The sequence below is a fragment of the Acidimicrobiales bacterium genome (assembly GCA_035533595.1).
Lineage (GTDB): Bacteria > Actinomycetota > Acidimicrobiia > Acidimicrobiales > Bog-793 > DATLTN01.
This window is the reverse complement of sequence record DATLTN010000032.1, coordinates 1-15608: the sequence shown is the minus strand read 5'-3', so window position 1 is coordinate 15608 and position 15608 is coordinate 1. Positions and strand designations below refer to the sequence as shown.

13 protein-coding genes, 1 tRNA gene and 1 pseudogene are annotated in these 15608 nt (G+C 72.7%); 11 read left to right on the top strand and 4 right to left on the bottom strand.

Going from position 1 to position 15608, the window contains the following annotated elements:
* Positions 1-10: 10 nt before the first annotated feature.
* The 9 genes from uvrC (at position 11) to VNF07_06535 (ending at position 9771) form a co-directional block, all read left to right on the top strand.
* Complete coding sequence (gene uvrC, locus VNF07_06575; GenBank protein HVB05891.1) at positions 11-1882, top strand: excinuclease ABC subunit UvrC; 1872 nt, start codon at positions 11-13, stop codon at positions 1880-1882.
* Positions 1879-2625 (top strand): class I SAM-dependent methyltransferase, encoded by a 747-nt coding sequence (locus VNF07_06570; protein HVB05890.1) that lies wholly within the window; start codon positions 1879-1881, stop codon positions 2623-2625. The genes uvrC and VNF07_06570 overlap by 4 nt, the downstream gene beginning before the upstream one ends.
* Before the next feature lie 97 nt (positions 2626-2722).
* A complete protein-coding gene (gene rapZ, locus VNF07_06565) occupies positions 2723-3577 on the top strand; it encodes an RNase adapter RapZ (protein ID HVB05889.1) in 855 nt (284 codons plus the stop codon).
* A complete protein-coding gene (gene yvcK / locus VNF07_06560; GenBank protein ID HVB05888.1) occupies positions 3574-4461 on the top strand; it encodes a uridine diphosphate-N-acetylglucosamine-binding protein YvcK in 888 nt (295 codons plus the stop codon). The genes rapZ and yvcK overlap by 4 nt, the downstream gene beginning before the upstream one ends.
* Positions 4462-4572: 111 nt before the next feature.
* Complete coding sequence (gap, locus tag VNF07_06555; GenBank protein HVB05887.1) at positions 4573-5592, top strand: type I glyceraldehyde-3-phosphate dehydrogenase; 1020 nt, start codon at positions 4573-4575, stop codon at positions 5590-5592.
* 45 nt (positions 5593-5637) lie between these two features.
* Entirely contained in the window at positions 5638-6747 is a 1110-nt protein-coding gene (locus tag VNF07_06550) for a phosphoglycerate kinase (protein HVB05886.1), read from the top strand.
* A gap of 7 nt (positions 6748-6754) precedes the next feature.
* Positions 6755-7528, top strand: a complete 774-nt coding sequence (gene tpiA / locus VNF07_06545; GenBank protein HVB05885.1) for a triose-phosphate isomerase — start codon at positions 6755-6757, stop codon at positions 7526-7528.
* Positions 7529-7618: 90 nt separating this feature from the next.
* Entirely contained in the window at positions 7619-7849 is a 231-nt protein-coding gene (gene secG, locus VNF07_06540; GenBank protein ID HVB05884.1) for a preprotein translocase subunit SecG, read from the top strand.
* The gene (locus tag VNF07_06535; GenBank protein ID HVB05883.1) at positions 7840-9771 is read left to right on the top strand and encodes an ABC transporter substrate-binding protein; all 1932 of its coding nucleotides are present in this window, start codon (positions 7840-7842) and stop codon (positions 9769-9771) included. The genes secG and VNF07_06535 overlap by 10 nt, the downstream gene beginning before the upstream one ends.
* A 35-nt stretch (positions 9772-9806) precedes the next feature.
* Here the strand turns inward: VNF07_06535 and VNF07_06530 are convergent, their stop codons facing one another.
* The 3 genes from VNF07_06530 to VNF07_06520 all read right to left on the bottom strand — a co-directional run bounded on the left by VNF07_06530 (position 9807) and on the right by VNF07_06520 (position 12451).
* Positions 9807-10505 carry a class II aldolase/adducin family protein gene (locus tag VNF07_06530; GenBank protein HVB05882.1) on the bottom strand — a complete coding sequence of 233 codons (699 nt, stop codon included), beginning with the start codon at positions 10503-10505 and terminating at the stop codon, positions 9807-9809.
* 70 nt (positions 10506-10575) lie between these two features.
* The gene (locus VNF07_06525) at positions 10576-11730 is read right to left on the bottom strand and encodes an FAD-dependent monooxygenase (protein ID HVB05881.1); all 1155 of its coding nucleotides are present in this window, start codon (positions 11728-11730) and stop codon (positions 10576-10578) included.
* A gap of 10 nt (positions 11731-11740) precedes the next feature.
* On the bottom strand, positions 11741-12451 hold the full coding sequence (locus VNF07_06520; GenBank protein HVB05880.1) for a maleylpyruvate isomerase family mycothiol-dependent enzyme: 711 nt from the start codon (positions 12449-12451) through the stop codon (positions 11741-11743).
* A gap of 163 nt (positions 12452-12614) precedes the next feature.
* On the opposite strand from VNF07_06520, the gene VNF07_06515 reads away from it, so the two are divergent.
* Together VNF07_06515 and VNF07_06510 are read left to right on the top strand one after the other, a co-directional pair.
* Positions 12615-12701: transfer RNA gene (locus VNF07_06515), tRNA-Leu, on the top strand.
* A 131-nt stretch (positions 12702-12832) separates the two neighbouring features.
* Positions 12833-13972 (top strand): tyrosine-type recombinase/integrase, encoded by a 1140-nt coding sequence (locus tag VNF07_06510; protein HVB05879.1) that lies wholly within the window; start codon positions 12833-12835, stop codon positions 13970-13972.
* Between the two features lie 232 nt (positions 13973-14204).
* On the opposite strand, the pseudogene VNF07_06505 reads toward VNF07_06510, so the two are convergent.
* Positions 14205-15249: pseudogene (locus VNF07_06505) on the bottom strand (IS110 family transposase).
* Positions 15250-15608: the final 359 nt, after the last annotated feature.

Sequence of the window (15608 nt, the reverse complement as noted above, 5' to 3'; positions counted from 1 at the left end):
CGTCGGGGGGATGCTCAGCCGCCCCGAGCACATCCCCGACAGCCCCGGCTCCTACCAGTTCAAGGACGCGGACGGGCGCGTGATCTACGTCGGCAAGGCGCGCTCGCTGCGCAGCCGCCTCTCCAACTACTTCGTCAACCCCGCCCAGCTGCACCCCCGGACGGCACAGATGGTGGCGAGCGCTGCCTCGGTCGAGTGGATCCAGGTCCGCTCCGACGTCGAGGCGATCATGCTCGAGTACAACCTCATCAAGGCGCACCGGCCGCGCTTCAACATCCGCCTCGTCGACGACAAGAGCTACCCCTACCTGGCGGTCACCGTGGACGAGCGCTTCCCGCGCGCGATGGTGATGCGCGGCGCGAAGCGCAAGGGCAACCGCTACTTCGGCCCCTACGCGCACGCCTACGCGATCCGCGAGACCCTCGACCAGCTGCTGCGCTCGTTCCCCATCCGGACCTGCACGAACGCGAAATTCGGCCGCCACGAGCGCCTCGGCCGCCCCTGCCTGCTGTTCCACATCGAGCGCTGCTCGGGGCCCTGCGTCGGCGCCGTCGCGGACGAGGTCTACCGGGGCCTCGTCGAGGACCTGATGGCCTTTCTCGAGGGCGAGACCAAGCCGCTCATCGACCGCCTCGAGGTCGAGATGCAGGCCGCCGCGGAGGCCCTCGAGTTCGAGCAGGCCGCCCACCTGCGCGACCAGCTGGAGTCCGTGCGCCTCGCCTCGGAGCGCCAGGAGATGGTCGTCGACGCCGGGGAGGACCTCGACGTCGTCGGCGTCACCGAGGAGGAGCTGGAGGCGGCGGTGCAGGTGCTGCACGTCCGCCGCGGCCGGGTCGTCGGGCGCGACGGCTTCATCCTCGAGAAGGTCGAGCCGGTCGCCACCCCCGAGCTCGTCGGGCGGATCCTCGAGACCCACTACGCGGAGACGCCGCTCAGCCTCCCCCGCCAGGTGCTCGTCCCCGAGCTCCCCGAGGAGGCGGCGACCTACGAGGAGTGGCTCGCCGAGCGGCGCGGGCAGAAGGTGACGATCGCCGTGCCGCAGCGGGGGCGCAAGCGCGCCCTTCTCGAGGTGGCGACGCGCAACGCCACCGAGCAGCTCGCCCGCCACCGCCTGCGGCGGGCGACGGACCTCTCCTCGAGGGCGCGCGCCCTCGACGAGCTGCAGAGCTACCTCGGCCTCCCCGACGCCCCGCTGCGCATCGAGTGCTACGACATGAGCCACCTGCAGGGGAGCGACTACGTCGGCTCGATGGTGGTGATGGAGGACGGCCTCCCCAAGCGCAGCGACTACCGCCGCTTCAAGGTCACGAGCGTCGCCGGAAACGACGACTACGGGGCGATGCACGAGGTGCTCTCGCGGCGGCTGAAGCGCCTCGACGAGGCGCCGCGCGCCACCGACGGCCGGCCGACCCGTTTCGCCTACCCCCCGAACCTGCTGCTCATCGACGGCGGCAAGGGCCAGCTCGGGGTGGGGGAGGAGGTCGTCGCCGAGCTCGGCCTCGAGGGGCGCTTCTCGCTCGCCTCGCTCGCCAAGCAGTTCGAGGAGGTCTTCGTCCCCGGTCGCCCCGAGCCGATCCGCATCCCCCGCGACTCCGAGGCGATCTACCTGCTGCAGCAGATCCGCGACGAGGCGCACCGCTTCGCGATCACCTTCCACCGCGAGCTGCGCGGCAAGCGCATGACGACCGGCGCCCTCGACGGCGTCCCCGGCCTCGGCCCGAAGCGCCGCGAGCGCCTCGTGCGCGAGCTCGGCGGGGTGCGCAAGGTGCGCGCCGCGGCGCTCGAGGAGCTGCTCGCCCTCGAGTGGCTCCCCGAGCCCGTCGCCCGCGCCCTCTACGCACGGTTGCACGGCCGCGAGCTCGCCCCGATCGGCGCGGCGTGAGCGAGCGCCCGCCGCCATCCGGGGCGGCGCTGTGGGACGAGCACGCCGGCTGGTGGAAGAAGACCTTCACCCACGGCGCCGACATCGAGTACGAGCGGGAGATCCTCCCCCTCGTCACCGCCGAGCTCGGCGGCCTCGGGCTGGTGCTCGACCTCGGCTGTGGGGAGGGGCAGGTGGCGCGCGCGCTCGCCGCCGCCGGGCCGGCGGTCGTCGGCCTCGACCCCTCGCGCGCGCAGCTCGACAACGCCCGCGCCGAGGGGGGCGGGCCGCGCCTCGTCTGCGGGGCGGGCGAGGCCCTCCCCTTCGCCGGCGGCAGCCTCGGCGGCGTCGTCTGCTGCCTGGCGATCGAGCACAGCGACGACCCCGACGCCCTGCTCGGCGAGGTCGCCCGCGTCCTCGTGCCCGGCGGCACGCTGCTGCTGCTCGTCAACCACCCGATGTACCAGGGGCCCGGCAGCGGCTTCGTCGACGACCAGATCCTCGACGAGCACTACTGGCGGGTGGGCCCCTACCTCTCCGAGCAGGTCACCGTGGAGCAGGTGGACGCCGGCGTGGCGATCCCCTTCGCCCACCGCCCCCTCTCGCGCTACCTCAACCCCCTTGCCGCCCTCGACCTGCTGCTCGTCGAGATGCACGAGCCGCCGCCGCTCCCGGAGTTCCTCGCCGGCTCGGTCGACCCCGCCCTCGAGGGGGCGATCCCGCGGCTGTTGGCGATGCGCTTCGAGCACCGCCCCCGCCGCTGAGCGGCGCGCGCGGGCGCCCTCGCCGCGCCCGCTGCGGCCGGCGCGCCGCTGGCGTGGCAGCCTTGAGCGCAGCGGCTCTCGAGGGGAGGACGACGGTGTGGCCGAGTACCTGATCGTGACGGGCCTCTCCGGCGCGGGGCGCTCGACGGCGGCGGCCACCCTCGAGGACCTCGGCTGGTTCGTCATCGACGGCCTCCCGCCGGCGCTCCTCGGGCGCGTCGCGGAGATCGCGGTGCACGGCGACTCCGAGCTCGAGCGCTTCTGCTTCGTCGCCGGCCGCGGCGGTGCCGAGTCGGTGAGCGAGCTCGTCCCCGCGGTCGAGGCGTTGCGGGCGACGGGGGCGCGCGTCCGGCTGCTCTTCCTCGACGCCTCCGACGAGGTGCTCGTCCGCCGCTTCGAGGGGACGCGCCGCCGCCATCCCGTGGAGGGCCAGGGGGTCCTCGACGCGATCCGCGCCGAGCGGGAGCTCTTTTCCGAGCTGCGCCAGGGGGCCGACGTCACCCTCGACACGAGCGACCTCAACACCAACGAGCTGCGCGCCCGCCTCGTCGAGCTCTTCAGCGGGAGCGAGGCGGCGGGGGCGATGGAGACGACGGTCGTCTCCTTTGGCTACAAGCACGGCCTCCCCCTCGACGTCGACCTCGTCCTCGACTGCCGCTTCCTCCCCAACCCCTACTGGATCGAGGAGCTGCGGCCGAAGAGCGGCCTCGACGAGGAGGTCCGCCGCTACGTCCTCGACCAGCCGGAGGCGGTCGAGTTCCTGCAACGCATCGGCGGGCTGCTCACCTTCCTCCTCCCGAACTACGCGAAGGAGGGGAAGTCCTACCTCTCGATCGCGATCGGCTGCACCGGTGGCCGCCACCGCTCGGTCGCCGTCGCCGAGGCCCTCGCCGAGACGATCGCCGGCGAGGGTTACCACCCGACGGTGCACCACCGGGACATCGACCGTTGAGCGGCCGGCTCGTCGCCGGCGGGCCCCGCGTCGTGGCGATCGGCGGCGGCCACGGCCTGGCGCGCAGCCTCGGGGCGGCGCGCCGCTACGCGGGGGAGATCTCGGCGATCGTCTCGGTCGCTGACGACGGCGGCAGCTCGGGGCGGCTGCGCGAAGCGCTCGGGATCCCCGCGCCGGGCGACGTCCGCCGCTGCATCACGGCGCTCCTCCCGGGCCCCTCGCCGCTCGGCGAGAGCCTCGAGCACCGCTTCCACGGCGGCGAGCTCGAGGGGCACGCCTTCGGCAACCTCCTGCTCGCCGCGCTCAGCGCGGCGAGCGGCGGCTTCGTCGGCGGGATCGCCGAGACCTGCGCGCTGCTCGGCACGGTGGGGCGGGTGCTCCCCGCCACCGAGGAGCCGGTGACCCTCGTCGCGCAGGCCGCCGAGGGCGAGCTCGCCGGGCAGGTGCGGATCATGGGCACCCCCGGGATCCGCCGCGTCTCGCTCGACCCGCCGGCGATCGCCGCCGCACCCGAGGCGCTCGCGGCGATCGCCCGCGCCGACCAGCTCGTGCTCGGCCCCGGCTCGCTCTACACGAGCATCCTCGCCGCCCTCGCCCCCGCGGGGATGACGGAGGCGATCGCCGCCTCGCCGGCGCGTGTCGTCTACGTCGGTAACCTCGCCGAGCAGACCGAGACGACCGGCTACGACGTCGCCGCCCACGTCGCCGCGCTGGCGGCGCACGGGGTCGTCCCCGACGTGGTGCTCGCGGACACGAGCCGCCTCGCGCTCGGCGCGCTCGGCGGCCGCAGCTGCGTCGTCGAAGCCCCCCTCGCCGCCGCCTCGGGGGCGGTGCACGACGAGGCGCTCCTCGCCGCGGCGCTCGCCGCCCTCGTGACGGGCTGACACACCTCGTGGCATCAATGGTTGCGTTCCGGCGCCGCGGCGAGTCAGATTGTCACGCCGGCAACGGAGCCGGAGCGGGCCAGAGGGCCGACTGATCGGGCGGTGACGAAGATGACCGTGCGTGTCGCAGTCAACGGATTCGGGCGGATCGGCCGCAACTTCCTGAGGGCGCTGCACGAGGGGAAGGGCGACGTCGAGATCGTCGCCATCAACGACCTCGTCGATGCGGCCTCGAACGCGCACCTGCTGCGCTACGACTCGACGCACGGCCGCTTCGGCGGCAAGGTCGTCGTCCACGACAAGGCCCTCGTCGTCGACGGCCACGAGATCGCCGTCTTCGCCGAGCGCGACCCCTCGGCGCTGCCCTGGGGGGACCTCGCGATCGACGTCGTCGTCGAGTCGACGGGGCGCTTCACCAAGCGCGCCCAGGCGCACGCGCACATCGACGCCGGCGCGGCGCGCGTCGTCATCTCGGCGCCCGCCGACGACGCCGACGCGACCTTCGTCGTCGGCGTGAACGACGACACCTTCGACCCCGCCCGCCACCTCGTCGTCTCCAACGCCTCCTGCACGACCAACTGCTTCGTGCCGATGGTGAAGGTCCTCGACGACGCCTTCGAGCTGCGCCAGGCGCTGATGACGACGGTGCACGCCTATACCAACGACCAGGAGCTGCTCGACCTCGCCCGCGACAACCTCCGCCGGGCGCGCGCCGCGGCCGTGAACATCGTCCCGACGGCGACCGGCGCCGCGAAGGCCACGGACCTCGTGCTCAGCGCGATGAAGGGGCGCCTCGACGGCGTCTCGCTGCGCGTCCCGGTGCAGGACGGCTCGATCACCGACGTCACCGCGGTCCTCGGCGCGCAGGTGGACGCGGACGAGGTGAACCGGGCCTTCGCCAACGCCGCGGGGACGGGGCGGCTCGCGCGCGTCCTCGACTACACCGACGACCCGATCGTCTCGAGCGACATCGTCGGCTCCCCGGCGAGCTGCACCTTCGACGCCGACCTCACCCGCGTCATCCCCCTCGACGGCGGGCAGACGCTCGTCAAGGCCTTCGGCTGGTACGACAACGAGTGGGGCTACTCCAACCGCCTCGCCGACCTCGTCGAGATCGTCGGGAGCAAGTGAGCCCGCTCACCCGAGCGGCCCGGCGCCGGCCGACCGCCACCTGAGATGCAGCCCCTCCCTCGGCTCGAGGACCTCCCGCACCTCGAGGGCGCCTCGGTGCTCGTGCGCGTCGACTTCAACGTCCCTCTCGCCGAGCGCGACGGGCGGCGCGTCGTCGCCGACGACTTCCGCATCCACGCAGCGCTCCCGACCCTCGCGTACCTGATCGACAAGGGCGCGTCGGTCACGGCCTGCACCCACCTCGGCCGTCCCGAGGGAAAGGTCGACGAGCGCTACCGGGTGGCGCCCGTCGCCGAGCGCCTTGCCGTGCTGGCGCCCGGGGTCACCCTCCTCGAGAACCTCCGCTTCGACCCGGGCGAGGAGGCGGACGACCCCGCCTTCGTCGCACGCCTCGTCGCCGGCCACGACTGCTACGTGAACGACGCCTTCGGCGTGAGCCACCGCGCGCATGCCTCGGTGGTCGGCCCCCCCGCCCTCCTCCCCTCCGCCGCCGGCTACCTGCTGGCGCGCGAGGTCGAGGTCCTCGGCGGCCTGCTCAACGAGCCGCGCCGCCCCTTCGTCGCCGTCGTCGGCGGGGCGAAGATCGCCGACAAGCTCGCGGTGCTGCGGGCGCTCGCCGAGAAGGTCGACACTCTCGTCGTCGGCGGCGGGATGGCCTACACCTTCCTCGCCGCCATCGGCCACACCGTCGGCTCCTCGCTCCTCGACCCGGCGCGCGTGGAGGACTGCAGGGCGCTCCTCGCCTCGGGGATCGAGGTCCTCCTCCCCTCCGACACCCTCGCCCTCGGCCCCGACGACGCCGTCTCCTCCTTCGGCAGCGACCTCCCCGACGGCTGGTCGGGGCGCGACATCGGCCCCGAGAGCGCGGCCCACTTCGCCGCCGCGGTGGCGGGTGCCGAGACGGTGCTGTGGAACGGCCCGATGGGCGTCTTCGAGGACGAGCGCTTCGCCGCGGGGACGCGCGCCGTCGCGGAGGCGGTCGCCGCCGCGCCCGGCTTCACCGTCGTCGGCGGCGGCGACTCGGTGGCGGCGATCGACGAGTACGGCCTCGCCGAGAGGATCGACTTCGTCTCGACGGGCGGCGGCGCCTCCCTCGAGTTCATCGAGCAGGGCGACCTCCCGGGCCTCGCCGCGTTGCGCGCCGGACGGGGCTGAGGCCGTGGTGGGGGAGCGCCCCGTCCTCGTCTCGGGCAACTGGAAGATGCACGAGAACCACTTCGAGGCGCTGAAGCTGATCCAGGAGCTCGCCGCGCTGCTGCGCGCCAAGCCTGCGCCCCAGGGGGTCGAGGTGAGCCTGCACCCGCCCTTCACCTCGCTGCGTAGCGTGCAGACCGCCGTCGAGACCGACCACCTCCCGGTCGCGCTCGGCGCGCAGAACTGCCACTTCGAGGAGCGGGGGGCCTACACCGGCGAGGTGAGCCCCGAGATGCTCGCCAAGCTCAACGTCGCCTACGTGATCGCCGGCCACTCCGAGCGCCGCCAGTACTTCGGGGAGAGCGACGAGATCGTCTGCATGAAGCTCGACGCGATCCTGAAAGCGGGGATGGTGCCGATCCTCTGCGTCGGCGAGAGCGGCGAGGAGCGCGCCGAGGGCATGGCCCTCGCCAAGGTCGCCGGGCAGCTCGAGGCCGCCCTCGGCCGCCGCAAGGGCGAGGAGATCGCCCGCGTCGTCGTCGCCTACGAGCCGATCTGGGCGATCGGCACCGGCGTGGTCGCGACCCCCGACGACGCCGAGGAGATGTGCGGGACGATCCGCGACGAGCTCACCCGCCTCGGCGGCGCGGTCGCCGCCACGGCGCGCGTCCAGTACGGGGGGTCGGTGACGCCGGAGAACGCAGCCGACCTGCTCGCCTGCGCGAACGTCGACGGCGCCCTCGTCGGCGGCGCCAGCCTCGACGCCGCGAAGTTCCACGCCATCGTCTCCGCCGCCGGCTGAGGCTGCAGCCGCGGCGCGCGCCGGGGGCCGCGGCCGCATCCGCGGCTAACCTGCGCTTTCCGGTAACCGGCTCGGAAAGGGACGGAGCACGTGCTCACTGATGTCGTGGTCGGGGTCGAGGTCTTGGCCTCCCTCGCCCTCATCCTGCTGATCCTCCTCCACTCCGGGCGCGGCAGCGGCCTCTCGGACATGTTCGGCTCGAGCGTCGGATCGGCCGCCGCAGGCTCGACCGTCGCCGAGAAGAACCTCGACCGGATCACGATCGCGGTGGCGGTGATCTTCGCCTTCGCGACGATCGTCATCGACCTTCGTTGGGGCTGAGGCTCGGCCGGCCGCTACTCCTCCTCCTCGCGGGGATCGCGCTCCTCGGCTGCACCGCCGCCGCCGGCCCGGCGCCTTCGAGCACGACCACCACCATCTCGGGGGTCGTCACCTACAGGACGAGCGGCACCGTGACCGTCGCCGTCCCCCGCCTGCCCCGCGAGTTCAACCCCCTTACCCCGCAGGGCGCGAACTCGGTCACCGCGATGGTGATGGCCGAGGTCTGGCCGCAGACCTACGTCACCGGCAACCGCCTCCCCCCGACGACCTGCCCGACCGGCGGCCCCGCCTGTGACTCGCTGCTCTCCACCGTCGGCGCCGAGGTGCAGAGCGTGCAGCCCTTCGTCGTGAGGTACACGATCGACCCGGGAGCCAAGTGGTCGGACGGCGCGCCGATCACCTCCTCGGACTTCATCTACGAGTGGCAGCAGGAGCTGACGGTCGGCCCCACCCTGCCGGCGACCAACCCCACCCTCGGCTACCAGGAGATCAGCTCGATCTCGCCACCAGCGGCGACGACCTTCGAGGTCACCTTCTCCGCCCGCGACGCCGACTGGCCGGCGCTCTTCTCACCCCTCGTGCCGGCGCACGTCGCCGCCGTGCACGGCTGGACGGCGGCCTTCGCGACCTCGCCGCCGCGGGCCACCAAGCAGCGCGGCACGGTCACCCGCCCCGTGCCGGCGACCCTCGTCTCGGGCGGCCCCTACGAGATCGCGCGCGAGACCTACCGCGGCTCGAGGCCGGTCGCGCTCGCCCTCGTGCGCAACCCGCACTACTGGGGTCCGCCGGCGCGCCTCGGGCGCATCACCTTCCTCGTCGAGCCCTCCGTCGGCGCCACCCTCGACGCGCTGGCGCGGGGGAGGGTGCAGGTCGCCGAGGTCCCGCCGAGCCCGGCGATCGACTCGCTCGTCGAGACGAGCACCGACCTCACCGAGCAGCCCGCCCTCTCGCCGACCCTCGAGCAGCTCGTCTTCAACCTCGACGACCCGCAGCTCGTGCCCGCAGTCCGCCAGGCGATCGCGGAGTCGATCGACCGCCACCAGCTCTTCACCAACACGATCGGTCTCTCGACCGCCGAGGGCGGGGTGAACGGCAACCGCCTCTACCTCTCGGGCGCGCCCGGGAGCACGGCGAACGACGGCACCTACCAGTCGGTCGACCTCGACGCCGCCGACTCGCTGCTCACGTCGGTGGGCTACCAGGTCGATGCCGACGGGGTGGTGCGCGGCCCGACCGGGACGCCGCTCACCCTCACCCTCTCGGGGCCGACCGGCGACGCCGTCGCCGCCTCGGTCGAGCAGCAGCTGCAGGCCGAGCTCCTGCAGGCCGGGATCCACCTCGCGATCCGCAACGTGAGCGAGGAGGAGCTGCTCGGCACAGTGCTGCCGCGCGGCCGCTATCAGATGGCGATCGCGCCCTACCTGCTCTCCCCCTACCCCTCGACGGCCGCCGCGCTCTACACCCAGCCCGTCGGCCCGACCCCCTCTGCATTGCAGGCGGCGGGCGGGGTGACCGGCGCCGCCGGCCCGACCGTCGGTGCGACCGGGGCCACGGGGGCGACGGCCGCGGTCCCGGTCTTCACCGTGCGGGCGGACGGCGGCGAGCCCGCCTCGGTCGTCTCCGGCTCGGTGACCCGCGATGTGCTCGGCTACCGCGACCCCGAGATCGCGGCGCTCTTCGCCGAGGCCTCCGGGGAGCTCAACCAGAGCGCCGGCTCCGGCCTCTACAACGAGATCGACACCGCGCTGTGGGCGGCGCTGCCGACAGTGCCGCTGTTCGAGGTGCCGCTCACCCTCGTCACCGCGAGCGACCTCGTCGGGGTGAGCGCCGCGCCGAGCCCAGCGGGGCCGATGTGGGATGCCCAGAACTGGGCGATCCAGACCAACCCGCCGCCGACGACGACCACGATGCCGGCGAGCTGAGCGCCCTCTCACGAGCCCCAGGGACGTCCTCCCCCTCAGCGGTGGGCTTCGGCCTGGCGGGTGAGGAAGTTCCAGCCGAGGTCGAGGCCGTCGTCGGACCAGACGCTGGCGCGCTTCGCGAGCGCCTCGTCGTCGGGCGACCAGTGCCGCACCTCGCCCGCGAGCAGCTGCGTGCGGCAGGCGCGGTCGAGCAGCACCGCCCCCATGATCGCGTGCGGCACGCTGGCGCCGGCGACCGCGATGCCGTGGTTCGGGATCAGCAGCGCGTTGCGGTCGCCGATCGCCGCCGCGAGGTGCTCGCCGAGCTCGCGCGTCGAGATGAGGTCCCCGGTCTCGGTGAAGCGGGCGAGCGCGGGAGGCACGAAGTAGCAGGCGTCGTGGGAGATCGGCCGCAGATCGTCGCCGGTCGCGGCGAAGGCGACCGCGCCGACGGAGTGGGTGTGCACGACACAGCGCACGTCGGGGCGTGCCCTCATGATCTCGGTGTGGATCGGGTACTCGATGTGCCGCCGGCCCTCGCCCTCGAGCACCTCGCCGTCGAAGGAGACGAGGAGGACCTTGTCCTCGTCGATCTCGTTGAAGCCGAAGGCGTGTGCCTTCATCCACACGCCACGGCCCTGCTCGTCGCGTAGCGACACGTGGCCCCAGACCATGTCCCCCTGGCCGATGTCGCCGAGCACGTGGCAGGCGCGCGCGACAGCGGCGCGGGGGTCGGTGGGTAGGTCGGCGGCCATCGCGTCGCTCCTCGTTCGTCGGCGGCAGGTGCCGACAGCCAAGCACGGGGCGAAGGTGGGCGCTCCGCCGCTAGGAGCCGTAGAGCCAGCTGACGCGGCTGTGGTCGGCCGGGTCACGCGCCCGCAGCAGCGCGTCGCGGGCGGTCTTGTCGGCCCCGCCGACGTGCCAGAACTCTCCCCAGGCGCGGGCGTTGCGCTGCACACGGGCGGTGCGCGGCGCCCGCTCGGCCTCGTACGCGGCGAGGGCGGCGGCGGGCCCGTCGTGGCGCCCGAGTGCGCCCACGAGGCAGGCGGCGTCCTCGATCGCCTGGCAGGCGCCCTGCGCGAGGTACTGCAGCATGGGGTGGGCGGCGTCGCCGAGGAGGGCGAATCTTCCCTCGGCGAAGCGTCCGATCGGGAGGCGGTCGTGCATCGGCCAGCGCAGCTCGCGCCCGAGCAGCTGGGTCGCCTCGCGGAGGTGGCCGTGCACAGGGGAGAAGGCCGAGTCGAGCTCCTCGGGGGTGCCCCACTCGGCGCTCCCGGCGGCGAAGGCAGGGCTGCGGAAGACCGCCACCTGGTTGTAGAGCTCACCGGCGCGCAGCGGGTACTGCACGAGGTGCAGGCCGGGGCCGATCCAGGCGACCACGTCTCCGAGGTCCGCCCGCCGCTCGATGTGCGCGGTCGGCACCGTCCCCCGGTAGGCGACGAAGCCGGAGGCGATCGGCTCGTCGTCGCTGAAGCGCGAGCGCAGCGTCGAGTGCAGGCCGTCAGCGGCGACGAGCACCCCGCCGGACCAGCGGCGGCCGTCGGCGGCGGTAGCGGCGACCCGCCGGCCGTCGTCCTCGACGTCGACGACCCGCGCCCCCGTCTCGAGGGCGCCGCCCGCCGCGCGGCAGGCCTCGAGGAGCAGGTCGAGGAGGTCGCGGCGGTGCAGCACGACGTAGGGGGCGCCGTAGCGCTCGCGGAAGTCGCCGAGGGGGAGATGGGTGAGCTCGGTGGCGGTGAGCGCGTCGCCGAGCACGAGGCGGCGCGGGAGGACGCCGACCGCCTCCATCGCCGGCAGCAGGCCGAGTCGGTCGAGGATGCGGGTCGCGTTCGGGGCGAGCTGTATGCCCGCGCCGATCTCACCGTAGGAGGCGGCCTGCTCGAGGACGCGCACCGAGCGGCCGGCGTGCAGTGCGGCGAGCGCGGTCGTGAGGCCGCCGATGCCGCCCCCGACGACGAGGAGCTCGCTGTGGTCGTTCATCCGCCGCCGCTCAGAGCCAGCGGGGCAGCTCGGGGGCGGTCGTGAGTGCAGGCGAGTCCGCTGCGGCGCGGCCGGTGACCCAGGCGAGCAGCTCCGCTGCCGGGGCGCGCAGCACGGGGCTCGCTGCGCCGGGGGTGCCGAGGCTCCACGAGCGCTCGCGGTCGGTCGGCTCGAGGAGGGCGGCGGGGCACTCGTCGCGCGCCCCCAGGCTCGCGGTCACGTCGTCGAGCAGCGCGTCGGTCACTGCGTCGGGGATGTCCCCGAAGTCGAAGTCGAGGCGCAGGTCGACGAGGTGGATGAAGCTCTCGCGCGTCCGCATCCAGGGGATCTCCGAGGCGGGAACGGTCCGCCCCTGCGCGGTGCCGACCTCGGCCTGCCAGCCATCGGGGGGGAGGTCGGCGAGGCGCTCGAGGAGGTTGGCGCTGCTCGAGGAGAGGCGCTCGCGCAGCCAGCCCGGCGACTGGGGCACGTCGGCCTCGATCTGGGCGCCGCGAGCCTCGGTCGAGGGGTACATCGGGGTCACCACACCGGTCGCGGCCCAGTTCACGAGGTTGACGAGGGCGTCCGCGTTGCGGGCGAGATGGGCCACGAGGTGCGCCCGGCTCCACCCCGGCAACGCGCTTGGCTCCCCGAGATCGACGGGCTGCAGCGCGCGCTCGAGCAGCTCCCGCTCCCCCTCCCGGCACCATCCCAGTACTGCGAGGAGGTCATGCTCGGTCATCTCGGCTCCCGTCCGGCGCCCGCCTCGTGGCGGGGGACCAGGATCGCATTTCCGGACTGCCCCTGCCGCCTCGCGCGGGTGCCGCGGAAGGCCTGCTCAACCGCCGGCCGCTAGCTCGCGGGGAGCGAGTAATCTCACTCTGCTCCCCATGGCGGGAGCCCACGTCGGAGTGGCGGAATAGGCAGACGCGCTAGCTTGAGGGGCTAGTGAGAGAAATCTCGTGGGGGTTCAAGTCCCCCCTCCGACACCAGCCAAATCTGCTGGTCAGGGCCATGAAAGTCCGGCCGGGCATCCCGAGCGATAGCTCCCTGATAGGGTGGACACAGATTTGGACACGGAATTCGCTCCGTGTCCAAGTGGACACGACGGAGCGTCGGTGCCATGGCCGAGAACGTGGGCAAGCGTGGGAGCGGGTGGTACTACCGCTTTGACCTTCCGACTGGCCCCGATGGGAAGCGCCGGCAACGTCGGGTGAGCGGGTTCCGCACCGAGCGCGACGCGCGCAATGCCCTCGCCGAGGCGACCGTCGCGGTCTCCCAGCAGCGTCTCCGGTATGCGCCGACGGTCACTTTTGAGGATCTCGCTCGGGAATGGCTGTCCGTGATCGGCTCCGACCGCAAGGCGACGACGATCGCCAACTACGAGATGCTGGTGGATGCCTACCTGATCCCGAGGATCGGCTCGCTCCGCCTGGACCGTTTGACGGCCCCGCGCATCCAGCACCTCTACGTCGAGCTCCGCGCCTCGGGCGGTCGGGACGCCCGGCCGCTCTCGGGCACCCACGTCCGCAACATCCATCGCGTGCTCCACAACGTGCTCGCCTACGCCTGCCGGATGGGCTACCTCGCGCTTAACCCCGCGGACGCCGTCGAGCGGCCACGGGATGACACTGCGGAGCGAACCATCTACAGCCCGGAGCAGACCCGGCGATTCCTCGAGGTGGCGAAGGGTGGCCGCCTCGGTGCCCTGTGGTACCTCGCCATCTCCGCGGGGCTGCGGCGCGCGGAGCTCGCCGGGTTGCAGTGGCAAGACGTCGACTTGGAGGCGACGCCTGCCCAACTTTGGGTCCGCGCCTCCCGTTCCCTTGCTGGTAGCCGCGTCGTCGAGTCCGGGCCGAAGACGAAGGCCGGTCGCCGCATGCTCGTGCTCGACGAAAGAGCCGTCGGTGCCCTGACCGATCATCGAGAGCGGATGGAGGCGGAGGCGGACCTCCGGGCTGACGGTCGCCCGGTGGGCTACGTCTTCGTCGACGAGGTCGGGGAGCCGTTCCATCCGGCGCGGCTGACGCGGATGCTCCACGGGCTGCAGCGCAAGGCGGGACTTCCCGAGATCACGCTTCACGACCTTCGCCATACATCGGCGACCATCGCGCTCCTTGCGGGAGTGCACCCCAAAGTCGTGGCGGAGCGACACGGCCATGCCTCGACCCAGATCACCCTCGACCGCTACAGCCATGTGCTCCAGCCAATGCAGGTGGCCGCGGCAGCCTCGATCGGCGAGTTCCTGAATCCGATCCCCTGATCGCCTGCGCCGCTGACGGCGTGACTCCGAGCCGGCGACGCTCTTATCAGTTGTCAAGGCCTGTGGTCGAAGTGCGGGCAGAACAATGAAGAGCCACTCGCTTCCGAGGGCATGCTCTTATCAAGCCACGCGTTCCGAGGTCTGAGAGTCCGGGTCGTGGGTCGGCGACGTCGCTGGAAAGTCAGCCCGTAGGGCGACAGTTATGGGGAGAGCCAGGCCCACGACCGCGGTGCTAGCCGCGAGGCAGGTAGCGATACACCTCGCGGGCGACGTAGCGCTTCAGGATGGCGGATCGCGTCGCGCTTAGAGAGGCCGTCCTTCACTCGGCGTTCGAAGTAGGCGGTGGTGCGCGGGTCGTGCGCGATGCGGACCATGACGATTCGCCAAAGCGCCGAGTTCGCCTGACGGTCGCCGCCGTTGTCGAGGCGGTGGCGACCGCTCGTCTTGCCGGATGAGGCGGGGATCGGCGCCGCGCCGCAGAGACGTGCCCAGGCGGCCTCTGAGCGGAGGCGCTCGGGATTGTCGCCGGCCGCGACGAGGAGTGACGCGGCAGTGTCGGGGCCGATTCCGAAACGCTCGAGGAGCTCCGGTGCGGTCTCTGCGACGAGGTGCTCGATCATCGTCTCGAGTTCGGCGATCTCCTCGTCTAGGGCCTGCACCCGGTGGGCGGGCGAGGTGAGCGAGGTCTTCGTTGCCTTAGTGACGACGTCGACGGAGCGCCCGGGGCGCATCCCCGATGCCTCGCTGACAAGGGCTTTTGCTGTGAGACCATGCAGGCGCTCGCGGAGCTCGTCAGGAGCGGTGATCCCGAGGTGGCGCATCTGGGTGATCGCCTTCACCCGCGCCTGGCGAGCCGACCGCTTGGCGACGAGCAGCACCCGGAGCGCCTCGACAGCGCCGTCCTTGGACTTCGCGAGACCCTTCGCCCGGCCGCCGAGGGCTGCGCGCGCGGCCTCGGTCGCGTCGAGGGGGTCTGACTTTCCCGACCGCCGGCGCTCAGCGCGGTTCGGCCGGTCGACCTCGATCACCTCGACGCCGCGGCTCCGGAGATAGCGCGCGAGGCCGGTGCCATAGGAGCCCGTGCCCTCGACGCCGACCTTTCGGAGCTCGCCGAAGCCTTCGAGCCAGTCGAGGAGCGCCCGGTAACCGGCGGGAGTCACCTCGAACGAGGCGGTGCCGAGCAGGCCTCCGAGCGAGTCGAGTGCTGCTGCAACGTGAGTGTCGAGGTGGGTGTCGACGCCACCGGTGATCGCGGGCGCGGCTTCTACGATGGTCATGGCCATCCCTTCTTCCTTAAGCGGTGAGGGGTGGCACGGCCGTCCCGGTTCGGAGTGACGGGCGGTTCCGACTTGTTCGTTGCAAGCCGGGCCAGTCACCCTTCCTTCGGAACGGGACGTGCCTATCTCTGCTGGCTTCTCCAGCGATCACCGACGCTATTGAGAAGCCGTGCTCCTGCGGGAAGTGCTCACCGCATTGTCATTGTTGTGGGACACCGGCCCGGCTGTCGCGACCACGCTGCACCAGCACCGTCCAGCGGTTGTGCCATCTTGGATTCATGGCCGGCGTGGAGATCCGGTCGAAGGTGAGCTCCGACGACGCGGATTGTGCCGATCTCGCTCGGTTGGTCTACGAGCAT